The 22,707-nt window shown below is 55.6% G+C and carries 34 protein-coding genes; 33 read left to right on the top strand and 1 reads right to left on the bottom strand.

Annotated elements, in window-relative coordinates; translation table 11 throughout:
* The first annotated feature begins 30 nt into the window (after window positions 1-30).
* The 32 genes from rpsL to rplQ all read left to right on the top strand — a co-directional run bounded on the left by rpsL (window position 31) and on the right by rplQ (window position 18,154).
* Window positions 31-405: a 30S ribosomal protein S12 gene (rpsL, locus tag KZO34_RS17895; RefSeq protein ID WP_148607559.1), complete on the top strand. Its 375-nt coding sequence runs from the start codon at window positions 31-33 to the stop codon at window positions 403-405.
* Between the two features lie 115 nt (window positions 406-520).
* Window positions 521-991 carry a 30S ribosomal protein S7 gene (rpsG, locus tag KZO34_RS17890; protein ID WP_219478285.1) on the top strand — a complete coding sequence of 157 codons (471 nt, stop codon included), beginning with the start codon at window positions 521-523 and terminating at the stop codon, window positions 989-991.
* 18 nt (window positions 992-1,009) lie between these two features.
* Window positions 1,010-3,115, top strand: a complete 2,106-nt coding sequence (gene fusA / locus KZO34_RS17885; RefSeq protein ID WP_219478283.1) for an elongation factor G — start codon at window positions 1,010-1,012, stop codon at window positions 3,113-3,115.
* A gap of 35 nt (window positions 3,116-3,150) precedes the next feature.
* Window positions 3,151-4,347: an elongation factor Tu gene (gene tuf / locus KZO34_RS17880; protein ID WP_219478281.1), complete on the top strand. Its 1,197-nt coding sequence runs from the start codon at window positions 3,151-3,153 to the stop codon at window positions 4,345-4,347.
* 187 nt (window positions 4,348-4,534) lie between these two features.
* Window positions 4,535-4,846 (top strand): 30S ribosomal protein S10, encoded by a 312-nt coding sequence (gene rpsJ / locus KZO34_RS17875; protein ID WP_077529290.1) that lies wholly within the window; start codon window positions 4,535-4,537, stop codon window positions 4,844-4,846.
* Between the two features lie 76 nt (window positions 4,847-4,922).
* Complete coding sequence (gene rplC / locus KZO34_RS17870) at window positions 4,923-5,561, top strand: 50S ribosomal protein L3 (RefSeq protein WP_219478278.1); 639 nt, start codon at window positions 4,923-4,925, stop codon at window positions 5,559-5,561.
* Between the two features lie 11 nt (window positions 5,562-5,572).
* A complete protein-coding gene (gene rplD, locus KZO34_RS17865) occupies window positions 5,573-6,178 on the top strand; it encodes a 50S ribosomal protein L4 (protein ID WP_219478276.1) in 606 nt (201 codons plus the stop codon).
* A complete protein-coding gene (gene rplW, locus KZO34_RS17860; protein WP_041341428.1) occupies window positions 6,175-6,468 on the top strand; it encodes a 50S ribosomal protein L23 in 294 nt (97 codons plus the stop codon). The genes rplD and rplW overlap by 4 nt, the downstream gene beginning before the upstream one ends.
* A 17-nt stretch (window positions 6,469-6,485) precedes the next feature.
* The gene (gene rplB, locus KZO34_RS17855) at window positions 6,486-7,313 is read left to right on the top strand and encodes a 50S ribosomal protein L2 (protein WP_219478275.1); all 828 of its coding nucleotides are present in this window, start codon (window positions 6,486-6,488) and stop codon (window positions 7,311-7,313) included.
* 23 nt (window positions 7,314-7,336) lie between these two features.
* Complete coding sequence (rpsS, locus tag KZO34_RS17850; protein WP_218637434.1) at window positions 7,337-7,612, top strand: 30S ribosomal protein S19; 276 nt, start codon at window positions 7,337-7,339, stop codon at window positions 7,610-7,612.
* A gap of 16 nt (window positions 7,613-7,628) precedes the next feature.
* Window positions 7,629-7,961: a 50S ribosomal protein L22 gene (rplV, locus tag KZO34_RS17845; protein ID WP_041341430.1), complete on the top strand. Its 333-nt coding sequence runs from the start codon at window positions 7,629-7,631 to the stop codon at window positions 7,959-7,961.
* Window positions 7,962-7,972: 11 nt separating this feature from the next.
* On the top strand, window positions 7,973-8,656 hold the full coding sequence (gene rpsC, locus KZO34_RS17840; protein ID WP_041341433.1) for a 30S ribosomal protein S3: 684 nt from the start codon (window positions 7,973-7,975) through the stop codon (window positions 8,654-8,656).
* A gap of 12 nt (window positions 8,657-8,668) precedes the next feature.
* A complete protein-coding gene (gene rplP, locus KZO34_RS17835; RefSeq protein ID WP_218637435.1) occupies window positions 8,669-9,082 on the top strand; it encodes a 50S ribosomal protein L16 in 414 nt (137 codons plus the stop codon).
* On the top strand, window positions 9,082-9,273 hold the full coding sequence (gene rpmC / locus KZO34_RS17830) for a 50S ribosomal protein L29 (RefSeq protein WP_183705397.1): 192 nt from the start codon (window positions 9,082-9,084) through the stop codon (window positions 9,271-9,273). Before rplP ends, rpmC begins: the two co-directional genes overlap by 1 nt.
* A gap of 1 nt (window position 9,274) precedes the next feature.
* On the top strand, window positions 9,275-9,541 hold the full coding sequence (gene rpsQ / locus KZO34_RS17825) for a 30S ribosomal protein S17 (protein ID WP_012139774.1): 267 nt from the start codon (window positions 9,275-9,277) through the stop codon (window positions 9,539-9,541).
* Window positions 9,542-9,556: 15 nt separating this feature from the next.
* Window positions 9,557-9,925, top strand: a complete 369-nt coding sequence (gene rplN / locus KZO34_RS17820) for a 50S ribosomal protein L14 (protein WP_007154005.1) — start codon at window positions 9,557-9,559, stop codon at window positions 9,923-9,925.
* A 17-nt stretch (window positions 9,926-9,942) separates the two neighbouring features.
* Window positions 9,943-10,263: a 50S ribosomal protein L24 gene (gene rplX, locus KZO34_RS17815; RefSeq protein WP_091992192.1), complete on the top strand. Its 321-nt coding sequence runs from the start codon at window positions 9,943-9,945 to the stop codon at window positions 10,261-10,263.
* 15 nt (window positions 10,264-10,278) lie between these two features.
* Window positions 10,279-10,818, top strand: coding sequence for a 50S ribosomal protein L5 (gene rplE, locus KZO34_RS17810; RefSeq protein WP_218637436.1), 540 nt, complete (start codon window positions 10,279-10,281; stop codon window positions 10,816-10,818).
* A gap of 13 nt (window positions 10,819-10,831) precedes the next feature.
* On the top strand, window positions 10,832-11,137 hold the full coding sequence (rpsN, locus tag KZO34_RS17805) for a 30S ribosomal protein S14 (RefSeq protein ID WP_008174884.1): 306 nt from the start codon (window positions 10,832-10,834) through the stop codon (window positions 11,135-11,137).
* Between the two features lie 88 nt (window positions 11,138-11,225).
* Window positions 11,226-11,618 carry a 30S ribosomal protein S8 gene (gene rpsH, locus KZO34_RS17800; RefSeq protein ID WP_218637437.1) on the top strand — a complete coding sequence of 131 codons (393 nt, stop codon included), beginning with the start codon at window positions 11,226-11,228 and terminating at the stop codon, window positions 11,616-11,618.
* Between the two features lie 9 nt (window positions 11,619-11,627).
* A complete protein-coding gene (rplF, locus tag KZO34_RS17795; RefSeq protein ID WP_218637438.1) occupies window positions 11,628-12,161 on the top strand; it encodes a 50S ribosomal protein L6 in 534 nt (177 codons plus the stop codon).
* A 9-nt stretch (window positions 12,162-12,170) separates the two neighbouring features.
* Window positions 12,171-12,518, top strand: coding sequence for a 50S ribosomal protein L18 (gene rplR / locus KZO34_RS17790; RefSeq protein ID WP_041341459.1), 348 nt, complete (start codon window positions 12,171-12,173; stop codon window positions 12,516-12,518).
* Window positions 12,519-12,530: 12 nt separating this feature from the next.
* Window positions 12,531-13,031, top strand: coding sequence for a 30S ribosomal protein S5 (gene rpsE, locus KZO34_RS17785; protein ID WP_048497752.1), 501 nt, complete (start codon window positions 12,531-12,533; stop codon window positions 13,029-13,031).
* A gap of 4 nt (window positions 13,032-13,035) precedes the next feature.
* On the top strand, window positions 13,036-13,224 hold the full coding sequence (rpmD, locus tag KZO34_RS17780; RefSeq protein WP_012139786.1) for a 50S ribosomal protein L30: 189 nt from the start codon (window positions 13,036-13,038) through the stop codon (window positions 13,222-13,224).
* A 1-nt stretch (window position 13,225) separates the two neighbouring features.
* On the top strand, window positions 13,226-13,660 hold the full coding sequence (rplO, locus tag KZO34_RS17775) for a 50S ribosomal protein L15 (RefSeq protein ID WP_218637440.1): 435 nt from the start codon (window positions 13,226-13,228) through the stop codon (window positions 13,658-13,660).
* A gap of 17 nt (window positions 13,661-13,677) precedes the next feature.
* Window positions 13,678-15,000, top strand: coding sequence for a preprotein translocase subunit SecY (gene secY, locus KZO34_RS17770; RefSeq protein ID WP_041341470.1), 1,323 nt, complete (start codon window positions 13,678-13,680; stop codon window positions 14,998-15,000).
* Window positions 15,001-15,029: 29 nt separating this feature from the next.
* The gene (gene rpmJ, locus KZO34_RS17765) at window positions 15,030-15,143 is read left to right on the top strand and encodes a 50S ribosomal protein L36 (RefSeq protein WP_008174902.1); all 114 of its coding nucleotides are present in this window, start codon (window positions 15,030-15,032) and stop codon (window positions 15,141-15,143) included.
* 140 nt (window positions 15,144-15,283) lie between these two features.
* Window positions 15,284-15,640 (top strand): 30S ribosomal protein S13, encoded by a 357-nt coding sequence (rpsM, locus tag KZO34_RS17760; protein WP_012139789.1) that lies wholly within the window; start codon window positions 15,284-15,286, stop codon window positions 15,638-15,640.
* Window positions 15,641-15,653: 13 nt separating this feature from the next.
* A complete protein-coding gene (gene rpsK, locus KZO34_RS17755) occupies window positions 15,654-16,043 on the top strand; it encodes a 30S ribosomal protein S11 (protein WP_007153992.1) in 390 nt (129 codons plus the stop codon).
* Window positions 16,044-16,061: 18 nt separating this feature from the next.
* Window positions 16,062-16,682, top strand: coding sequence for a 30S ribosomal protein S4 (gene rpsD, locus KZO34_RS17750; protein WP_070970489.1), 621 nt, complete (start codon window positions 16,062-16,064; stop codon window positions 16,680-16,682).
* Window positions 16,683-16,717: 35 nt separating this feature from the next.
* Window positions 16,718-17,722: a DNA-directed RNA polymerase subunit alpha gene (locus tag KZO34_RS17745; RefSeq protein ID WP_218637441.1), complete on the top strand. Its 1,005-nt coding sequence runs from the start codon at window positions 16,718-16,720 to the stop codon at window positions 17,720-17,722.
* A 33-nt stretch (window positions 17,723-17,755) separates the two neighbouring features.
* Window positions 17,756-18,154, top strand: coding sequence for a 50S ribosomal protein L17 (gene rplQ, locus KZO34_RS17740; protein ID WP_064230334.1), 399 nt, complete (start codon window positions 17,756-17,758; stop codon window positions 18,152-18,154).
* A 107-nt stretch (window positions 18,155-18,261) separates the two neighbouring features.
* On the opposite strand, the gene uvrA is transcribed toward rplQ, so the two are convergent.
* Window positions 18,262-21,096 (bottom strand): excinuclease ABC subunit UvrA, encoded by a 2,835-nt coding sequence (uvrA, locus tag KZO34_RS17735; RefSeq protein ID WP_219478273.1) that lies wholly within the window; start codon window positions 21,094-21,096, stop codon window positions 18,262-18,264.
* A 184-nt stretch (window positions 21,097-21,280) separates the two neighbouring features.
* Here uvrA and KZO34_RS17730 point away from each other — a divergent pair, with 184 nt between their 5' ends.
* Window positions 21,281-22,651, top strand: a complete 1,371-nt coding sequence (locus KZO34_RS17730; RefSeq protein WP_219478270.1) for an MFS transporter — start codon at window positions 21,281-21,283, stop codon at window positions 22,649-22,651.
* The last annotated feature ends 56 nt before the right edge of the window (window positions 22,652-22,707 follow it).

Genomic DNA, 22,707 nt, shown 5'->3' with positions numbered 1-22,707 from the left:
CATTGATATGGTTTTTTGGAGTTTGCTTACATGGCAACGATTAATCAGTTGGTGCGTAAGCCTCGTAAGCGCCGGGTAGCCAAGAGCGATGTTCCTGCTCTGCAGGCCTGCCCTCAGCGCCGTGGTGTGTGCACTCGTGTGTATACCACAACGCCGAAGAAGCCGAACTCAGCACTGCGTAAAGTGTGCCGTGTTCGTCTGACCAACGGCTACGAGGTTTCCTCATACATTGGTGGTGAAGGTCACAACCTTCAGGAGCACAGTGTTGTGCTTATCCGTGGCGGTCGTGTAAAGGACCTTCCGGGTGTGCGCTATCACACTGTTCGCGGAACGCTGGACACCCAGGGTGTGCAGAACCGTAAGCAGGGCCGCTCCAAGTACGGTGCAAAACGACCCAAGTCCTGATGTCCCGAGCGGGTGTCTTTTATCGTTGCTTGTCAGAACGGTAAGAGTAAGGCTGAGTAGCAGAATGCTATCTCAGGGGTTCCTGAAGACCTTTTAGATATATAAGGGCTTATCGATGCCTAGAAGAAGAGTTGCAGCAAAGCGGGAAATTATCCCGGATCCTAAGTTCGGCAGTGCACGTCTTGCCAAGTTCATCAACCACGTGATGGAAAGCGGCAAGAAAGCGGTTGCAGAGCGCATTGTTTATGGCGCGCTCGATATCGTTGCCGAAAAATCCAAGGAAGAGCCGATCGACATGTTCGAGAAGGCCCTGGAGAACATCCAGCCGATGGTTGAGGTTAAATCCCGTCGTGTGGGTGGTGCTACTTACCAGGTGCCCGTAGAAGTACGGCCTTCCCGTCAGAACGCGCTGGCAATGCGCTGGCTCGTAGAGTTTTCACGGAAGCGCGGTGAGAAGTCCATGGCGCAGCGTCTTGCTGGTGAGATTCTTGACGCCGCTGACAGCAAGGGCTCCGCTGTTAAGAAGCGCGAAGACGTTCATCGCATGGCAGAAGCCAACAAGGCGTTCTCTCACTTCCGTTTCTAATCAGCCGAGGTTAATACAGTGGCACGCAAGACTCCTATCAAGCGTTACAGAAACATTGGTATTTGTGCGCACGTTGATGCGGGCAAAACCACAACCACCGAGCGGGTTCTGTTCTACACGGGCATTTCCCACAAAATCGGTGAGGTTCATGATGGTGCGGCTACCATGGACTGGATGGAGCAGGAGCAGGAGCGTGGTATTACCATTACCTCCGCTGCGACTACCTGTTTCTGGCAGGGCATGGACAAGCAGTATCCGGAGCACCGGATCAACATCATCGACACCCCGGGGCACGTTGACTTTACCATCGAGGTAGAGCGCTCTCTCCGTGTGCTGGACGGTGCGGTTGTTGTGTTCTGTGGCTCCTCCGGTGTTGAGCCGCAGTCCGAGACTGTATGGCGTCAGGCCAACAAGTACGAAGTCCCGCGCATGGTGTTCGTCAACAAGATGGACCGTGCCGGCGCTAACTTCCTGCGCGTTGTCGACCAGATCAAAAACCGTCTGGGCGCGAACTGCGTTCCCATTCAGCTGCCGATCGGCGCTGAGGACGACTTCGCAGGTATCGTCGATCTGATTCGTAACCAGGCCATTTACTGGAACGAAGACGATGCAGGTGCGACCTACGAGCAGCGTGACGTTCCGGCCGAAATGGCGGAAGAAGTCGCGAAGTATCGCGAGCAGATGGTTGAGGCGGCAGCCGAGGCTAACGAAGAGCTGATGGAGCGTTACCTGGAAGAAGGTGACCTGGGCATTGAGGACATCAAGAAAGGTTTGCGTATGCGTACGCTGGCCAACGAGATCGTTCTTGCCACCTGCGGCTCTGCGTTCAAGAACAAGGGCGTCCAGGCGGTTCTGGACTCCGTTATCGAATTCCTGCCGGCGCCGGACGAAGTTAAGGCGATTCGCGGTGAGGTCGATGAAGACGGTACCGAAGAGACTCGTCAGGCAGATGACGACGCGCCGTTCGCGGCCCTGGCGTTCAAGATTGCTACCGATCCGTTCGTGGGCACTCTGACGTTCTTCCGGGTCTACTCCGGTAAGCTGGAATCCGGCAATGCGGTCTTTAACTCTGTGAAGGGTAAGAAAGAGCGTGTTGGTCGTATGGTTCAGATGCACTCCAAGGATCGTCAGGAGATCAAGGAAGTGCTGGCGGGTGATATCGCTGCGGCAATCGGCCTTAAGAGCGTGACCACCGGTGACACCCTGTGCGACGAGAATAACAAGATCATTCTCGAGCGTATGGAGTTCCCGGAGCCGGTTATCTCTGTTGCGGTTGAGCCAAAGTCCAAGGCGGATCAGGAGAAGATGGGTGTGGCTCTGGGCAAGCTGGCCCAGGAAGATCCGTCTTTCCGTGTCCGGACGGATGAAGAGTCCGGGCAGACCATCATCTCCGGCATGGGTGAGCTTCACCTGGACATCATCGTTGATCGCATGAAGCGTGAGTTCAAGGTCGAGGCCAACATTGGTAAGCCGCAGGTGGCTTACCGTGAGCGTATCCGCAAGCCGGTTGATGTCGAAGGTAAGTTCGTTCGCCAGTCTGGTGGTCGCGGTCAGTACGGTCACGTCAAGCTGAAGCTTGAGCCGCTGCCGTTGGACGAAGAAGATGGCGAAAACTTTATCTTCGTTAACGAAATCGTTGGTGGTGTTGTTCCCAAGGAATACATCCCGGCAGTTCAGCAAGGTATTGAAGAGCAGATGCAGAACGGCTGTCTGGCCGGGTATCCGCTGCTGCGTATCAAGGCCACGCTGTACGACGGTTCCTACCACGATGTGGACTCCAACGAAATGGCGTTCAAGATCGCGGGCTCGATGGCAATGAAGAAGGGCGCTCTTGAAGCTGACCCTGCGCTGCTTGAGCCGATCATGAAGGTCGAGGTTGTGAGCCCGGAAGAGTACATGGGTGATGTTGTTGGTGACTTGAACCGTCGCCGCGGTCTTATCCAGGGCATGGATGAGTCGCCGGCTGGTAAGGTCATCCGTGCCGAAGTTCCGTTGTCGGAGATGTTCGGTTACGCCACCGACCTGCGTTCTGCAACACAGGGGCGGGCGTCTTATGCGATGGAGTTTGCGGGATATTCCGAAGCTCCTTCGAACATTGCCGAAGCGATCATTAAACAGGGTTGATCCCCAGGACTTAAGAAACAGGAAGAGGTGTAACCGTGTCTAAAGAAAAATTTGACCGTAGTAAACCGCACTTGAACGTTGGCACCATTGGTCACGTTGACCATGGTAAGACCACTCTGACCGCCGCTCTGACTCGTGTGTGCCACGAAGTCTGGGGTACTGGTTCTGCCAGTGCATTCGATCAGATCGATAACGCACCGGAAGAGAAGGCGCGTGGTATCACCATCGCGACTTCCCACGTTGAGTACGATTCCCCGACTCGCCACTACGCACACGTAGACTGCCCGGGCCACGCTGACTATGTGAAGAACATGATCACTGGTGCGGCGCAGATGGACGGCGCGATCCTGGTTTGCTCCGCCGCTGACGGCCCCATGCCGCAGACTCGCGAGCACATCCTGCTGTCCCGTCAGGTTGGCGTACCGTACATTGTCGTGTTCCTGAACAAGGCCGACATGGTCGACGACGAAGAGCTGCTTGAGCTGGTCGAGATGGAAGTTCGTGATCTGCTGAGCCAGTACGACTTCCCGGGCGACGACACCCCGATCATTACCGGTTCCGCGCTGATGGCGCTGGACGGTAAGGACGACAACGAGATGGGTACGACCGCTGTTAAGAAGCTGGTAGAAGCCCTGGACGACTACATCCCGGAGCCGGAGCGTGCGATTGATCAGCCGTTCCTGATGCCGATCGAGGACGTATTCTCCATCTCTGGTCGTGGTACCGTTGTGACCGGTCGTGTTGAGCGTGGCATCATCAAGGTTGGTGACGAAGTGGAAATCGTTGGTATCAAGGATACCGTGAAGACCACTTGTACCGGTGTTGAGATGTTCCGCAAGCTGCTGGACGAAGGCCGTGCCGGTGAGAACGTTGGTGTTCTGCTGCGTGGTACCAAGCGTGACGACGTTGAGCGTGGTCAGGTTCTGGCGGTTCCGGGCTCCATCACTCCGCACACCAAGTTCGAGTGCGAAGTGTACGTATTGAGCAAGGAAGAAGGCGGTCGTCATACTCCGTTCTTCAAGGGCTACCGCCCGCAGTTCTACTTCCGTACCACCGACGTAACCGGTTCCTGTGAACTGCCGGAAGGCGTGGAAATGGTTATGCCGGGTGACAACGTGAAGATGAGTGTTACCCTGATCGCTCCGATCGCCATGGAAGATGGCCTGCGCTTCGCGATTCGCGAAGGTGGCCGTACCGTTGGTGCCGGCGTGGTTGCCAAGATCATCGAGTAATTCGCTCGTGTGATCAGGAAAAAGGGGCTGAAAGTTCAGCCCCTTTTTCTGTTTCAGTCGCAAAGCTTGTGCCCGATCCGGTCAAACGGCGTAGCTGTTGACAGGGTTGGGTATTATGCATACAATGCGGCTCCTTTTTTTGAAGGTCGGCTAACAAGTAGCTGCTACGAGTGGAGTTTGGTGCATCATGCAAAGCCAAAAAATTCGAATCCGGTTGAAGGCGTTTGATTATCGCCTGATCGACCAGTCCACGCAGGAGATCGTCGATACCGCGAAGCGGACCGGCGCTCAGGTGCGTGGGCCAATCCCTCTGCCGACGCGGAAGGAAAAGTACACCATCCTGATCTCTCCGCACGTCAACAAGGACGCGCGTGATCAGTATGAAATTCGTACGCATAAGCGTTTGCTCGATATTGTCGAGCCGACGGAAAAGACAGTGGATGCTCTGATGAAGTTGGACCTGGCTGCAGGTGTAGACGTTCAGATCAGCCTCGGCTAATACCGCCCGGTATTAGTCTGTGTAACTGTCATAAGGCCATAGAGGGTGAGAGCCCCGTACACTTAAGAGGTGAAACATGGCAATTGGTGTTGTCGGTCGTAAGGCCGGTATGACCCGTATTTTTACGGAAGATGGGCAGGCGCTGCCCGTAACGGTAATCGAGGTTGAGCCCAACCGGATTACCCAACTCAAGACTCTTGAGAGCGATGGCTACCGTGCCGTTCAGGTTACTGTAGGCACTCGTCGTTCCTCCCGTGTAACCAAGAGTGAAGCAGGCCACTTTGCCAAGGCGGGCGTTGAAGCCGGTCGTGGTATGTGGGAATTCCGTCTGGCCGAAGGTGAAGGCGAAGACCTTTCCGCCGGTGGCGAGATTACTGCTTCCATCTTTGAAGACGGTCAGGTGGTAGACGCTGTTGGCCAGTCCAAAGGTAAGGGTTTTCAGGGCGGCGTAAAGCGTTGGAATTTCTCCATGCAGGACGCTACCCACGGTAACTCCCTCTCTCACCGTGCTCCGGGTTCCATTGGTCAGAACCAGACTCCGGGTAAGGTATTCAAGGGCAAAAAGATGGCGGGCCAGATGGGTAACGCACAGGTCACCGTGCAGAACCTGAAAATTGTCCGTGTCGACGCCGAGCGCAACCTGCTGCTGGTGAGTGGTGCCGTACCAGGCGCAACTGGCGGCGATGTTGTCATCAAGCCTGCAGTTAAAGCCTGAGGAGCGGTGCGATGGAATTGACTATTACAGGTAGCGGCAAAGGAATCTCTGTTTCCGACGCTGCATTCGCCAAAGATTTTAACGAGTCGCTGGTTCACCAGGTGGTTACTGCCTATATGGCAGCAGGCCGTCAGGGTACCAAGGCTCAGAAGACGCGTTCCGAAGTCAGCGGTGGCGGTAAGAAGCCCTGGCGGCAGAAGGGCACCGGTCGTGCCCGCGCGGGTACCATTCGTAGCCCGATCTGGCGCGCAGGTGGTGTTACTTTTGCGGCCAAGCCTCGCGGCTTTGAGCAAAAGGTAAACCGCAAAATGTACCGCGCAGCGATGCGCTCCATTTTTTCCGAGCTGGTTCGCCAAGAGCGTCTCGTGGTTGTTGATGACATGAATGTCGACAGCCCCAAGACCAAGGCATTCAACGCCAAGCTGAAGGATATCGGCGTGAGCAGCGCTCTGATTCTGTCAGATAGCGTTGAGCAGAACCTTCATCTGGCGTCGCGCAACATCCCGCACGTAGATGTGCGCGATATTGCGGGCCTGGACCCGGTTAGCCTGGTTGCCTACGAGAATGTTGTGGTGACTGTGCCCGCTCTGAAGAAGATCGAGGAGATGCTGGGATGAATCAGGAACGCATTTACAAGGTCCTTCTGGGGCCTCACGTATCTGAAAAAGCATCTCTGGTGGCCGAGCACGGCCAGGTTGTTTTCCGGGTTGCCCCGGATGCCACCAAGCCGGAGATCAAGAAAGCCGTTGAGCAACTGTTCAACGTCACCGTAGAAGGTGTTCAGGTTCTGAATCGTAAGGGTAAGCTCAAGCGCACTATCCGCGGGTTCGGCAAGCGTAATGACATTCGTAAGGCTTACGTAAAGCTGGCAGAAGGTCAGGACATCGATTTTCTGGATGTGGAATAAGGTAAAGGGGTCTTAATATGCGGATCGTCAAAACCAAACCAACATCTGCCGGACGCCGTCACGTTGTAAAGCTTTACAACCCGGACCTGCACACCGGGCGCCCCTACGAGCCGTTGGTAGAAAGAAAGAACAAGACGGGTGGTCGTAATAATGCTGGCCGCATTACTACTCGTCACACTGGTGGTGGTCACAAGAAACACTACCGCGTTATCGATTTTAAGCGGACCAAAGATGGGATTCCGGCGGTCATTGAGCGCCTGGAATACGATCCTAACCGCTCTGCGCACATTGCGCTGGTGAAGTATGCCGATGGAGAGCGTCGCTATATTATCGCTCCCAAAGGCATGCAGATCGGCGATCCTGTGCGCTCCGGTATCGACGCGCCGATCAAGGTTGGTAGCACGCTTCCGCTCCGGAATATTCCGGTCGGTTCCGTGATCCACTGCGTCGAACTCAAGCCTGGCAAAGGTGCTCAGCTGGCTCGCTCTGCGGGCGCATCCGTACAGCTGGTAGCGCGTGAAGGTGCATATGCCACCATCCGCCTGCGCTCAGGTGAAATGCGTAAGGTGCTTGTAGATTGCCGTGCAACGCTGGGAGAAGTATCCAACAGCGAGCACAGCCTCAAGCAGCTTGGTAAAGCGGGTGCATCACGTTGGCGCGGCAAACGCCCAACAGTACGTGGTGTTGCTATGAACCCAGTTGACCACCCGCATGGTGGTGGTGAAGGGCGTACCTCTGGCGGGCGTCACCCGGTTACTCCGTGGGGTGTTCCGACCAAAGGGCATAAGACTCGTAAGAACAAGCGTACTGATAAAATGATAGTACGTCGTCGTTCGGCCAAGTAAACGACTACATAGAGGTAATTGCTGTGCCACGTTCTTTGAAGAAAGGTCCTTTTATAGACCTGCATCTGTTGAAGAAGGTCGAGGCAGCTCTGGAAACTAACGACAAGCGACCGATCAAAACCTGGTCCCGCCGGTCAACAGTTTTTCCAGAGATGGTAGGCCTGACCATTGCAGTCCACAACGGCAAGCAGCACGTGCCGGTTTATGTCACCGAAGATATGGTTGGACATAAGCTGGGTGAGTTCGCGGCAACGCGTACTTATCGTGGTCATGCGGCCGACAAGAAAGCTAAACGCTGATTGTGAGGGAATAGAAATGGAAGTAGCAGCCAAGTATAAGGGCGCTAACCTCTCAGCTCAGAAAGCACGTCTTGTCGCTGACCAAGTACGCGGCAAGGCTGTTGAGGATGCCCTGAACATTCTGACTTTTAGCCCAAAGAAGGCGGCGGTCGTACTCAAGAAAGCTCTTGAGTCTGCCATTGCCAACGCTGAGCATAACGAAGGTCTGGACGTTGACGAACTGCGGGTTTCCACCGTGATGGTGGATGAGGGTCCGACGCTCAAGCGAATCAAAGCTCGAGCCAAGGGGCGCGCTGATCGGATTTTCAAGCGCACCTGCCATATCACCGTCAAGGTCGCCGACAAGTAGGAGATGCTCAGATGGGTCATAAAGTAAATCCAACCGGCATTCGCCTGGGTGTGATCAAAGAGCACAACTCAGTCTGGTATGCCGACAAGAAGGAATACTCACAAAACCTGCTGAATGATATTCAGGTTCGTGAGTTTCTGGACAAGCGTCTGGTGAAGGCGTCTGTCAGCAAGATTGTGATCGAGCGCCCTGCTCAGAACGCCCGTATCACGATCCATACTGCCCGCCCCGGTATTGTTATCGGTAAGAAGGGTGAAGATGTTGACCGTCTTCGTCGCGAAGTCAGCGACATGATGGGTGTGCCTGTGCACATCAACATCGAAGAAGTCCGCAAGCCGGACCTGGATGCCCGCCTGGTAGCGCAAAACGTTGCCGGTCAGCTGGAGCGTCGTGTGATGTTCCGTCGTGCTATGAAGCGCGCGGTTCAGAACGCTATGCGTCAAGGCGCCAAGGGTATCAAGATCCAGGTAGGCGGTCGTCTCGGGGGTGCTGAAATTGCGCGTTCCGAGTGGTATCGCGAAGGTCGTGTACCTCTGCACACGCTGCGTGCAGATATTGATTACGCAACCTACGAAGCGCATACCACTTACGGCGTAATCGGCGTCAAGGTATGGATCTTCAAAGGTGAGATTCTTGGTGGTATGGAGCAGGTCCGTGCTGACAAGAAAGCCTCTGGGAAGAAAGGTTCTAAGTAAAGGGGCACTCTTATGCTGCAACCAAAACGCACCAAATTCCGCAAGGTAATGAAAGGCCGTAACACCGGTCTTGCTCACCGCGCCAACAAGGTGAGCTTCGGTGAATACGGATTGAAGGCGACGAGCCGAGGGCGTATAACTGCTCGCCAGATTGAGGCAGCGCGTCGTACCATGACTCGCCGCATCAAGCGGGGCGGTAAGATCTGGATTCGGGTTTTCCCGGACAAGCCGATCACCGGTAAGCCGCTGGAAGTACGAATGGGTAAAGGTAAAGGTTCTGTCGAGTATTGGGTGGCTGAAATCCAGCCAGGCCGCATGCTCTACGAGATGGAAGGTGTGTCCGAGGATATCGCTCGTGATGCCTTCACGCTCGCTGCGGCCAAACTGCCGGTACAGACCACCTTTGTAACGAGGACGGTGATGTGATGAAAGCAACAGAGCTGCGTGATAAGTCAGTCGAGGAGCTGAACAAAGAGCTGATCGACCTCCTGAAGGAGCAGTTCAACCTGCGCATGCGCAAGGCGACAGGTCAGCTGAATCAGTCTCACCTTCTCGGCAAGGTGAAGCGCGACATCGCTCGCGTGAAAACAGTATTGAACGAAAAGGCAGGACAGTGACATGACCGAAGCTACCCAAACTGCCAGAACTCTGAGCGGCAAGGTCGTGAGCAACAAGATGGAGAAGTCCATCGTCGTTCTGGTCGAGCGTCAGGTGAAGCATCCTCTGTACGGCAAGTACATGAAGCGCTCTACCAAGATCCATGCTCACGATGAGAGCAATCAGTGCAACGTCGGTGACACTGTGACCATCCAGGAAACCCGTCCGGTCTCCAAGACCAAGAGCTGGGCCCTGGTGGAAGTGACCGAACGTGCATCCAAGGTGTAACGCCGGAGAACAACCATGATTCAGACTCAAACAATGCTTGAAGTCGCGGACAACAGCGGTGCGCGTCAGGTGATGTGCATCAAGGTCCTGGGCGGTTCACATCGGCGTTATGCCAGCGTAGGGGATATCATCAAGGTGACCGTCAAGGAAGCCATTCCCCGCGGTAAAGTGAAGAAAGGCCAGGTCCTGAAAGCTGTCGTGGTGCGTACCCGCAAGGGTGTTCGCCGTCCCGACGGTTCGCTGATCCGTTTCGACGGAAATGCGGCAGTACTTCTGAACAATCAGGACGCTCCTATTGGTACCCGTATCTTCGGACCGGTTACCCGTGAACTGCGTAATGAAAAGTTCATGAAAATTATCTCACTGGCACCCGAAGTACTTTAAAGGACCAGAGGCCGGTTATGAAAAAGATCAAACGAGATGACGAAGTAATCGTCACCACGGGGAAAGACAAAGGCAAACGTGGTAAAGTCCTGAAGGTTCAGGACGATGGCCGTGTGGTTGTTTCTGGGATCAACATGATCAAGAAGCACACCAAGCCGAACCCGATGCTGGGCACCCCAGGTGGCATCGTCGAAAAAGAAGCACCTATCCAGGCTTCCAACGTGGCTATTTTTAATCCGCAGACCGGCAAAGCCGATCGTGTAGGCTTCCAGATCAAGGAAGACGGCGCGAAAGTGCGGATCTTCAAGTCCACGAACGAAGCTGTCGATAACCAGTAAGCGGTGGTGGTTACGATGCTTAACATGAAAGAGCAGTACAGTAAGGAAGTGGTACCCGCCCTGCAGAAAGAGTTCGGCTACAAGAACGTTATGCAGGTGCCGCGTATCGAAAAGATCACCCTTAACATGGGTGTCGGCGAAGCGGTTGGTGACAAGAAGCTGATTGAAAATGCCGTGGCGGATCTCGAGCGTCTGGCAGGTCAGAAAGTTGTTGTTACCAAGGCACGTAAATCCGTTGCGGGTTTCAAAATCCGTGAAGGTTGGCCGATCGGTTGCAAAGTTACTCTGCGCGGCGAGCGTATGTGGGACTTTTTTGATCGCCTGGTTCACATTGCGGTTCCCCGCATTCGTGACTTTCGCGGTCTGAATCCCAAGTCGTTCGACGGTCGTGGTAACTACAGCATGGGCGTGCGTGAGCAGATCATTTTCCCTGAGATCGAGTACGACAAAGTCGACAAGATCCGTGGTCTGGACATCACCATTACCACCACTGCCGGTACCGACGATGAAGGTCGTGAACTGCTGAAAGCTTTCGGCTTTCCGTTCAAGAGATAAAGGAACGAGTGTAATGGCTAAGGTTTCCATGAAGAACCGCGAGCTCAAGCGCGAAAAGACCGTTGCGAAGTTTGCAGCGAAGCGTGCAGAGCTCAAGGCGATTATCAAAAACCCTAATACCAGCGATGATGACCGTTGGGATGCACAGATGAAGCTTCAACAGCTTCCTCGTGATGCAAGCCCGTCGCGTCTTCGTAATCGTTGCCAGGTGACTGGTCGTCCCCATGGCGTTCTGCGTAAGTTCGAGCTTTCACGGATCAAACTCCGTGAATACGGCATGCGCGGTGATGTTCCGGGCCTGACCAAGGCAAGCTGGTAAGATAGGCACCCGGACTTCGGTCGGGTGCCTGTTGGTAAGCGGTGCGGCACGCCGCTGCACAACTAAAAAGATCAGGAGCCTCATACCAATGAGTATGCAAGACACGCTTGCGGATATGTTTACTCGTATCCGTAATGCACAGATGGCGTCTAAGACAGATGTTACGATGCCGTCTTCAAAAATGAAGATCTCCGTGGCCCAAGTCCTCAAGGACGAAGGTTACGTCGAAGAATTTTCCGTTTCAGCCGACGCGAAGCCCGAGCTGACGATCACTCTGAAATACTTCGGTGGCAAGCCGGTTATTGAAGAGATCAAGCGGGTCAGCCGTCCGAGTCTGCGCCAGTACAAAGGCGCTGGGGAACTGCCGAAAGTATCCGGCGGTCTGGGAGTCGCGATTGTCTCAACGTCCAAGGGCGTTATGACAGACCGCGCCGCACGAGCTGCTGGCGTGGGTGGCGAAGTCATCTGCACCGTATTCTAGGAGATACACATGTCCAGGGTTGCCAATAATCCTGTCGTGCTGCCTTCCGGTGTTGAGGTTAAGCTGAACGGACAGGAAATTAGTGTGAAGGGTTCCAAGGGAGCGCTTCAATTCACCATTCACCAGGCGGTCGAAGTGAAGCAGGAAGAAAATGTCCTGCGTTTCGTGGCTCGCGATGGTGCTACAAAGTCCCGCGCTCTTGCTGGTACTACTCGTGCATTGGTCAACAATATGGTGACCGGTGTATCCACAGGCTTTGAGCGTAAGCTCCAGCTGACGGGCGTAGGTTACCGTGCCCAGGCGCAAGGTAAGAAGCTCAATCTGACGCTGGGTTTTTCACACCCGGTCGAGTATGAGCTGCCCGAGGGGATTACCGCAGAAACTCCGTCCAATACGGAAGTTGTAATTCGCGGTATCGACAAGCAACAGGTTGGCCAGGTCGCTGCGGATGTCCGCGCGTTCCGTCCGCCCGAGCCTTATAAGGGTAAGGGTGTTCGTTATGCGGATGAGCAGGTCAGACGCAAAGAAGCCAAGAAGAAATAAGGCGGGACTATGAGCGCGAATAACGAAAGATTGCGTCGCGCACGCAAAGTGCGCATGAAGATCCGTGAACTGGGTACCAATCGTCTGTGTGTTCATCGCACACCGCGTCACATGTACGCCCAGGTCACGACAGCAGATGGCAGCAAGGTGCTGGCTTCTGCCTCCACGTTGGATAAGGAACTGCGCCAGGGTGCAACCGGTAACGTGGACGCTGCCAAAAAGGTTGGTCAGCTGATTGCTGAGCGTGCCAAGGCAGCAGGTGTAGAGCAGGTCGCTTTTGACCGCTCCGGTTACCGTTATCACGGTCGTATTCAGGCTCTGGCCGACGCAGCCCGTGAAGCTGGCTTGCAATTCTAAGAGGTGGAGAAGATGAGCGTTAACGAACAGAAGGCGCCTGAGCTCCAGGAGAAGCTGGTTCAGGTCAATCGTGTCGCCAAGGTTGTAAAAGGTGGCCGTATTTTCGCCTTCACCGCACTGACTGTAGTGGGTGATGGTAAAGGTCGCGTTGGTTTCGGTCGTGGTAAGGCGCGTGAAGTGCCGGTCGCCATTCAGAAGGCCATGGAAGCTGCGCGTAAGAACATGGTCGACGTCCCGCTGGACGGCACCACTCTTCAGTACCCGGTGAAGGCACAGCATGGCGGCTCCAAGGTCTACATGCAGCCGGCTTCCGAAGGTACCGGTATCATCGCCGGTGGCGCGATGCGTGCCGTCCTGGAGGTGGCAGGTGTTCAGAACGTACTGTCCAAGTGTTACGGGTCTACCAACCCGGTGAACGTGGTACGTTCCACCATCAAGGGTCTCCAGGCAACACAAGCGCCTGAAGATATTGCAGCCAAGCGCGGTAAGACCGTGGAAGAGATTCTGGGTTGAAGTCATGGCGAACGCAAAAACGATCAAAGTAACTCTGACCCGCAGCCCGATCGGCTGTCAGCCCAAGCACAAACTGTGCGTTAAGGGCCTGGGTCTTCGTAAAATCGGTCACACCGTGGAAGTGGAGGATACTCCTTCGATTCGCGGCATGATCAACCGGGTGGATTACCTGGTTCGGGTTGAGGAGAACTAAGATGCGTCTGAACGAACTTAGTCCGGAACCCGGTTCACGCCAAGCTCCGAAGCGAGTTGGTCGTGGTATCGGTAGTGGTCTCGGTAAAACCGGCGGTCGCGGTCACAAGGGTCTCAAGGCCCGCTCTGGCGGCAGCGTTGCTCCTGGTTTCGAGGGTGGTCAGCAGCCTCTGGCTCGTCGTCTGCCGAAGTTTGGTTTCACCTCACGCCAGCAGCGCTACGTTGCTGAAATTCGCCTGAACGAACTGGCGAAGGTTGAAGGCGATGTGGTTGACCTCGAGGCCCTGAAAAAGGCAGATATCGTTCGCGAAGAAATTCGTGAAGCCAAGGTTATCCTGTCCGGCGAACTCAGCCGTGCGGTAACCGTTAAGGGCCTTCGGGTAACCAAAGGCGCACGCGAGGCAATTGCCGCCGCGGGTGGTAAAGTCGAAGACTAAGGCGAGTCGAGGACTAAATGGCCAAGACAGCATCATTGCCTGCGGGCGCGGGTAAAGGACTGGCAGAGCTGCGATCGCGGCTCTGGTTTGTCTTCCTGGCATTGTTGGTGTACCGAATCGGTGCCCATATTCCGGTGCCGGGGATCAACCCCGACCGTTTGGCGGCACTGTTTGAGCAGAATCAGGGCACTATCCTGAGTATGTTCAACATGTTTTCCGGTGGTGCGCTTGAGCGCATGAGTATCTTCGCTCTCGGTATCATGCCGTATATCTCGGCTTCGATTATCATGCAGCTCATGACTGCGGTCAGTCCGCAGCTTGAGCAGCTGAAGAAAGAAGGCGAAGCTGGTCGTCGTAAGATCAGTCAGTACACTCGGTATGGTACGGTTATCCTCGCCCTGGTTCAGGGTGCTGGTATTTCTGTCGGTTTGGCATCGCAGGGCGTCACCTTTAATGACAGTTTCAGCTTCCACTTCGTGGCGGTTGTTTCGTTTGTCAGCGGTGCGGTCTTCATGATGTGGCTGGGTGAGCAGATCACCGAACGTGGCGTTGGCAACGGTATTTCCCTGCTGATTTTCGCGGGTATCGTAGCCGGCTTGCCGGGCGCTATCGGGCAGACTCTGGAGCAGGCCAGAAATGGTGAAATGAGCCTTCTGGTTGTTCTGGGTATTGGTGTGTTGGCGGTCGCAGTAATTGGCTTTGTGGTGTTCATGGAGCGCGGTCAGCGTCGCCTGACCATCAATTACGCCAAGCGTCAGCAGGGCCGTCGTGTGTTCGCACAGCAGTCCAGCCATCTGCCTCTTAAGGTCAACATGGCCGGGGTTATTCCGCCGATTTTTGCTTCTTCCATTCTGCTGTTTCCGGCTTCGATCGGGCAGTGGTTTGGTCAGGGCGAGGGCATGGAATGGCTCAGCGATGTGTCCCAGGCACTGGCGCCCAGCCAGCCGTTGTACATCATCCTGTTTGCAGCAGCAGTCGTGTTTTTCTGCTTCTTCTATACAGCCCTGATGTACAACCCGAAGGAAGTTGCGGATAACCTCAAGCGCTCAGGAGCGTTTATTCCGGGCATCCGTCCGGGTGATCAGACTGCCAAGTATATCGATGGCGTTCTGACTCGTCTGACGCTGTTCGGTGCAATGTACATTGCAGCAGTGTCCCTGTTCCCTCAGTTTCTGATGGTAGCCGGGAATGTTCCGTTCTATCTGGGCGGCACATCACTGCTGATTGTTGTAGTCGTGGTGATGGATTTCATGGCGCAGGTACAGTCGCACCTGATGTCCCATCAGTATGAATCGCTGATGAAGAAGTCCAATCTCAAGGGCTATGGTCGGAACGGCTAAGCCGTTCCCCTTGAAAACTGGAGTCGACAATGAAAGTACGCGCTTCGGTAAAGAAAATTTGCCGTAACTGCAAAGTAATTCGTCGCAATGGCTCAGTACGAGTCATTTGCTCGGAGCCTCGCCACAAGCAGCGCCAGGGCTAATCCTTCGGGATCAGTTCTGATCGCGTAAAGGGGTTCGGAATGATGGCGCTTGACTCCGGTGGGGGTCGGGCGCTATTATTTCGCGCCCTTTTTGTGGCGGAAAATTCACACAGCAAAGCTTTGAACGCGGAGTAATTTGGATGGCACGTATAGCCGGTGTCAATATACCCGATAACAAACATGCTGTTATCTCGCTGACCTACATCTTTGGTGTTGGCAAGACAACAGCCCAGAAGCTTTGCGATGCAACCGGCGTAAAGCCGGACGTCAAGGTCAAAGACCTTAGCGACGAGCAGCTTGAGTCACTTCGTACCGAAGTGGGCAAGGTGTCTGTCGAAGGCGATCTGCGTCGTGAAGTACAGATGAACATCAAGCGTTTGAAGGATCTCGGATGTCACCGTGGTCTGCGTCATCGTCATGGCCTTCCGGTCCGTGGCCAGCGCACCAAGACCAACGCACGCACCCGTAAAGGTCCACGCAAACCTATTCGTAAGTAACAGGTAGGCAAACATGGCAAAGCCAGGTACACGTACCCGTAAAAAGGTGAAAAAGACGGTTGTTGATGGCGTCGCGCACATTCACGCGTCCTTCAACAACACTATCGTGACCATTTCTGACCGTCAGGGCAACGTCCTGTCCTGGGCTACCTCTGGTGGTTCCGGTTTCCGTGGGTCGCGCAAGAGTACACCTTTTGCTGCGCAGGTAGCAGCTGAAAGAGCCGGTAACGCGGCTGCTGAATACGGCCTTAAAAACCTGGACGTAGAGGTTAAGGGTCCTGGGCCCGGACGTGAATCTGCAGTTCGTGCGCTGAATGCGTGCGGCTACAAGATCACCAACATCACAGATGTGACGCCGATTCCCCATAACGGCTGTCGTCCGCCCAAAAAGCGCCGCGTCTAACACAGGAGACAGTGAATTATGGCTCGTTATATAGGCCCGAAGTGCAAGCTGTCTCGTCGTGAAGGGACAGATCTTTTTCTAAAGAGCGGTGTTCGCGCGCTCGATTCCAAGTGCAACATCGAGACTCCGCCGGGTATGCACGGCGCGCGTCGCGGTCGTCTGTCCGAGTACGGCGTACAGCTTCGTGAAAAACAGAAAGTTCGTCGTATCTACGGCGTGCTGGAGAAGCAGTTCCGCAATTACTACAAAGAGGCAGCCCGAATCAAAGGCGCAACGGGTGAGAACCTGCTGCAGCTTCTGGAAGGCCGTCTGGATAACGTTGTATACCGCATGGGTTTTGGTTCTACCCGTGCTGAATCCCGTCAGCTCGTTTCTCACAAAGCGATCCTGGTCAACGACAAGGTAGTGAACATTGCTTCCTATCAGGTCAAGCCAGGTGATGTTGTGAGTGTGCGCGAGAAGGCCAAGAACCAGCTTCGCGTAAAAGGCGCGCTGGATCTGTCTGCAAGCCGTGCACCGGTGAGCTGGGTAGAGGTCGACGCCAACAAGATGTCCGGCGTTTACAAGTCAGTACCTGAGCGTACTGAACTGCCGGCCGACATCAACGAGAACCTCATCGTCGAGCTTTACTCCAAGTAAAGCCCAGTTAGCAACGATAGCAGATAGGGGCGTCTATGCAGCGTTCAGTACATGAGTTATTGACACCTCGTACCATTGACGTGAAGGAATCAAGCGCCACGCGTGCCAAGGTTACGCTTGAGCCTCTGGAAAGAGGCTTTGGCCATACGCTCGGCAGCGCACTGCGCCGTATTCTCTTGTCTTCGATGCCGGGCTGCGCTGTGACTGAAGCGCAGATCGACGGCGTCTTGCACGAGTACAGCGCCATTGAGGGTGTCCAGGAAGACGTGATTGAGATTCTTCTGAATCTCAAGGGCGTCGCCGTGAAAATGAACGGTCGGGACGATGCCGAGCTTACGCTCAGCAAGAAGGGCCCGGGCGTTGTCACAGCCGGTGATATCAAGCTCGACCATGATGTTGAGATTGCCAACCCGGAGCACGTGATCTGTCACCTTAGCGAGAATGGTGAAGTGAACATGCGCCTCCGTGTGAATCGCGGTCGCGGCTATGAGCCGGCGGATCAGCGAGGTCTCGACGAGGACGAAACTCGCGCCATCGGACGCCTGCAGCTGGATGCAACTTTCAGCCCGGTTCGTCGTGTGGCTTACGCCGTGGAAAGTGCACGGGTTGAGCAACGGACCGATCTGGACAAGCTGGTTATTGACCTGGAGACAAATGGCACCATCGATCCGGAAGAAGCAATTCGCCGGGCGGCCACCATTCTCCAGCAGCAACTGGCGGTATTTGTTGATTTCGATCACGAGAAAGAGCCGGAGCGCGTAGAGGAAGAGGAAGAAATTGATCCGATTCTGCTCCGTCCGGTCGATGATCTGGAGTTGACAGTGCGTTCAGCTAACTGCTTGAAGGCTGAAAACATTTACTACATCGGCGATCTGATCCAGCGCACAGAAGTTGAGCTGCTGAAGACGCCTAACCTTGGTAAAAAGTCGCTGACCGAGATCAAAGACGTGCTTGCGTCCCGTGGTCTGTCACTGGGCATGCGTCTTGATAACTGGCCGCCGGCTAGCCTTCGTGGCGATGATCGGGTTTTGGGCGGTTAATCGCCGATTAGTTTAAGGTAAGGAATCAGAGCAATGCGTCATCGTAAGAGTGGTCGTAAGTTCAGCAGGACCAGTGCGCATCGCAAGGCCATGTTCCGTAACATGACTGCGTCACTGGTTGAACACGAGCTGATCAAAACAACGCTGCCGAAAGCCAAAGAGCTTCGTCGGGTGGCTGAGCCTTTGATCACGCTCTCTAAGAATGATTCGGTCGCGAATCGTCGTCTGGCGTTTTCTCGCCTGCGTGACGATGCCGCGGTTGCCAAGCTTTTTGATGAGCTTGGTCCCCGCTATAGCGAGCGTCCGGGTGGTTACCTTCGTATCCTGAAGTGCGGTTTCCGTGCTGGCGACAATGCCCCGATGGCATTCGTAGAGCTGGTTGGTCGTCCGCTGGATATTGAAGCGGAAGAGGTGGACGAAGACGAGGATTAATTTCCTCGGCTTCGGCCAAGCAAAAAAACCGGGTTCCGAAAGGTTCCCGGTTTTTTTGTGGCTGGTTTTGGCGTCCGGCCTGAGGGCTAAGGTGGCTGGTCTCGGGGTTAACGCCCCTCTGTTTTGCTGAGCATGGGCTTCAGGTATTTCCCGGTGTGCGAGGTCGGGTTCTCCGCTACTTCTTCCGGCGTCCCTTCTGCGATGATTTGACCTCCGCCGGAGCCGCCCTCCGGGCCGAGGTCGATGATCCAGTCCGCCGTCTTGATGACGTCCAGGTTGTGTTCGATCACCACGATGGTGTTGCCGTGGTCCCGCAGGCGCTCAAGGACGTTGAGAAGCTGCTGAATGTCGTAGAAGTGCAGCCCGGTGGTTGGTTCGTCCAGGATGTACAGGGTCTTGCCGGTGTCTCGCTTGGAAAGTTCTTTCGCCAGTTTTACGCGCTGGGCCTCGCCACCAGAGAGGGTTACTGCGCTTTGACCCAAGCGAATGTAAGAGAGGCCGACATCCATCAGGGTCTGGAGTTTTCGGGCGAGAAACGGCACGGCGTCGAAGAACTCCCGGCCTTCCTCCACGGTCATCTCCAGCACTTCGTGTATGTTCTTTCCCTTGTAACGAACCTCGAGAGTTTCGCGGTTGTAGCGCTTGGCTTTGCAAACGTCACAGGGCACGTACACGTCGGGCAGGAAGTGCATTTCTACCTTGATCACGCCATCCCCCTGGCAAGCTTCGCATCGACCCCCTTTGACGTTAAAGGAGAAGCGCCCAGGCTTATAGCCCCGTGATCGGGCTTCCTGGGTGCCAGCGAAAAGCTCACGGATGGGGGTAAAGAGGCCGGTGTAGGTCGCCGGGTTCGACCTCGGCGTTCGGCCGATCGGGCTCTGGTCAATGTCGATGACCTTGTCCAGTTGATCAAGGCCTTTCAGGGTCTTGTAGGGGGCGTGATTGAGACTGGTCGCCTTGTTCAGCTTGGCCGCTGAGACTGGGTAGAGTGTGCTGTTGATCAGGGTCGACTTGCCCGAGCCCGACACCCCAGTCACGCAGGTCATGATTCCCAGGGGCAGGGTCAGAGTAACATCCTGAAGGTTGTTGCCACTGGCGCCGGTGAGCGTGAGTGATTGACCGGTTCCGGGATTTCGCCGGGCCGGAATTGCAATCTCACGAGTTCCGTTCAGGTATTGACCGGTCAACGAATTCGGGTTGTCCAGGATGTCCTGCGGAGTTCCCTGGGCTATGATCTGGCCGCCATGAACACCGGCGCCGGGGCCAATGTCGATGACGTGATCGGCCGCCCGGATGGCGTCCTCATCGTGTTCGACCACGATGACAGTATTGCCAAGATCGCGAAGGTGGGTGAGGGTTGCGAGCAGGCGGTCGTTGTCTCGCTGGTGCAGGCCAATAGACGGTTCATCCAGTATGTACATCACGCCTACCAGGCCGGCGCCGATCTGGCTGGCCAGGCGGATGCGCTGGGCTTCGCCGCCGGAGAGCGTGTCTGCGCTCCGCTCGAGCGTCAGGTATTCCAGTCCGACGTTCACCAGGAACTGGAGCCGTTGGCGAACCTCCTTGAGAATCTTTTCGGCGATTTCCCCTTTGCGGCCCGGCAGGGTCAACTGTTCAAAGTAGTCATGGGCGTCGCCTACGGGTAGCCCGGTAACCTCCGGAAGATTCCGATTTTCAATAAACACGTGGCGGGCGCTGCGGCGCAGGCGCGAACCGTGGCAATCTTTGCAGGGCTGGGTGCTGAGGTTTCGGGCCAGCTCCTCGCGCATGCTTTGGGAATCCGTCTCCCGGTAGCGGCGCTCAAGGTTGGGGAGTATGCCCTCGAAAGGGTGCGCCTTTTCCATGATGTGGCCACGGGAGTTGACATACCGGAACGGGATGTCCTCGTTGCCTGAGCCGTTCAGGAGCACATTCTGGAAGTTCTCGGGCAGATCAACCCATGGTGTCTCCAGGTCTATGCCGTAGTGCTCCGCTACGCTGCCGAGCATCTGGAAATAGTAAACCGCTCGGCGGTCCCAGCCTTTGATCGCGCCGGCCGCCAATGTGGCTTCGGGGTGCTGAATGATTTTCTCCGGATCGAAGAACTGTTTTACGCCAAGGCCGTCGCAGGTGGGGCAGGCGCCGGCCGGGTTGTTGAAGGAAAAGATCCGCGGTTCCAGTTCGCTGAGGGCATAGCCACACAGGTTGCACGCGTAGCGGGCTGAGAACGTGTGTTCTTCTCCATCACCGCTCATGGGTGCCACGAGTGCAATACCATCGGCAAGTTCGAGCGTGGTTTCGAAGCTCTCCGCCAATCGCTGTTCCAGCCCCGACTTGACCTTGAAACGATCGACGACGACATCAATCTGGTGCTTGCGTTTCTTGTCCAGGTCCGGAATGTCATCAATATCATAGACGGTGCCATCAACCCGCAGTCGAATGAACCCCTGGCTCTTCATGGTTTCGATGACCTGTTGATGCTCGCCCTTCCGGTCGCGGATCACGGGCGCAAGTATCATCAGCTTGCTGTCTTCGGGCATTGCCAGAACCTGGTCGACCATCTGGCTGATGGTCTGCGCCTCCAGTGGCTGGTCATGGTCCGGGCAGCGTGGTTCGCCGGCGCGGGCGAACAGCAAGCGCAGATAATCGTAGATTTCGGTGATGGTGCCAACGGTCGAGCGGGGGTTGTGGGATGTGGATTTTTGTTCGATGGAGATCGCCGGGGAAAGGCCCTCGATGTGATCGACGTCGGGCTTTTCCATCATCGACAGGAATTGACGGGCATAGGTAGACAGAGATTCGACGTAACGCCGCTGGCCCTCTGCGTAAAGCGTATCGAAAGCCAGAGAGGACTTGCCGGAACCGGAGAGTCCGGTGACCACGATCAGCTTGTCCCGAGGCATATCCAGGTCGAAGTTCTTCAGGTTGTGGGTACGTGCCCCTTTGATCTGGATATGGTCCATAACACCTCGCTCAAATAAAAACGAAAATTATACCGCGTTCGGGCGGCCGCGGCGAAAATGCCGGTTGTTACGGCTCATCGGACACTGTGCCGCGATGGTGCCCCTTCTGTTACAATGCGCGGCCCGCGAAGGCTATGTGCCTTCGCGCTAGACCGCTTTCAACCCCGGCTGAGGTAGTGCTTCCATGAACGCGCTGGAAAAACGATCGGTTTCGGCCCTGGCCTCTGTTTACGCCATGCGCATGCTCGGGCTGTTTATGGTCATGCCCGTGTTCATGCTGTTAGGCAATGACCTCAAAGGAGCCACGCCCGCCCTCCTTGGCTTTGCCATCGGTGCCTACGGTCTTAGCCAGGCCCTGCTGCAGATTCCATTCGGTTTGCTGTCTGACCGGGTTGGCCGAAAGCGCATGATCTATATCGGGCTGGTTCTGTTTGCCGCGGGCAGCGTGCTGGCCGGTGCCACCGACTCGATATACGTTGTGATTCTGGGGCGGATTCTTCAGGGTGCCGGAGCGATCGCCAGTGTGCTGATGGCGTTGCTGAGTGACCTCACCCGGGAAGAGCAACGCACCAAGGCGATGGCGACCGTCGGGATTTCCATCGGATTGTCGTTTTCGGTCTCTCTGGTCCTAGGGCCCCTGCTTGGATCTCTTTGGGGGCTGTCAGGCATTTTCTACACCACTGCGGTGCTTGCGGTGTTCGCACTGGTTGTGGTCAACCGGGTGGTTCCCACGCCCCATCAGCACAAAATCAGTGCCGATACCCATCCTGCCCGCGAGATGCTGGGTACGGTTCTCTCAGACGGTCGACTGCTGCGACTGGATTTCGGGATCTTTGCGCTGCACCTGGTGTTGACCGCACTGTTCCTGGTGTTCCCATCAATCCTCCAGGACAAGCTGGGGCTGGCCAGCAGCTCCCACTGGTGGTTTTACCTCAGTGTCATGGTGACCTCGTTCTTCGCAATGGTGCCCTTCATCATCCTTGGCGAAAAGAAGCGCAAGATGAAGCCGATACTTTGCGGCGCCATTGCCTTACTGGCATTGGCCACCGTTGGCCTGACAAACGTTACCGCAGGACTGTTGGCCGCATGGGGTGTACTTTTTTTCTTTTTCATGGCGTTTAATCTCCTGGAAGCGAGCTTGCCCTCCCTGATCAGCAAGGAGGCGCCGGCGGCGAGCAAGGGCACAGCGATGGGCGCCTACTCGACATCCCAGTTTATGGGGGCGTTCCTTGGTGGCGCGCTAGGTGGTGTGTTGCTTGAACAGCTCGGAACCAATGGTGTTCTCTGGTTTATGGCGACAGTGCTGGTGCTCTGGTTCCTGGTAGCCTTGACCATGCCTTCCCCGGGATACACCACCAGTTTCGTGTTACAGTTGCAGCACGCTGTTGGTAATCAGTACGACGATATTGATGACAGTCTGCGCCGATTGCCCGGTGTTCAGGATGTCGTAATTGTTGAGGATGCCGCGACTGCCTACCTCAAGGTGGATCGTCAGCAATTTGATGAAGCGTTACTTGCGGACTTTTCGTTTGTCCGGCACGGTAACAGGTCTTGAAATTTGGAGGCCCGCAGGGAGCGCGGGTGGTCCCTGAAAACAGAGTCAGGAGCAGA

This window comes from Marinobacter sp. F4206, assembly GCF_019392195.1.
Classification (GTDB): Bacteria; Pseudomonadota; Gammaproteobacteria; order Pseudomonadales; family Oleiphilaceae; genus Marinobacter.
Note: the sequence above shows the minus strand (reverse complement) of the source record. Positions and strands in the feature narration are given on the sequence as shown.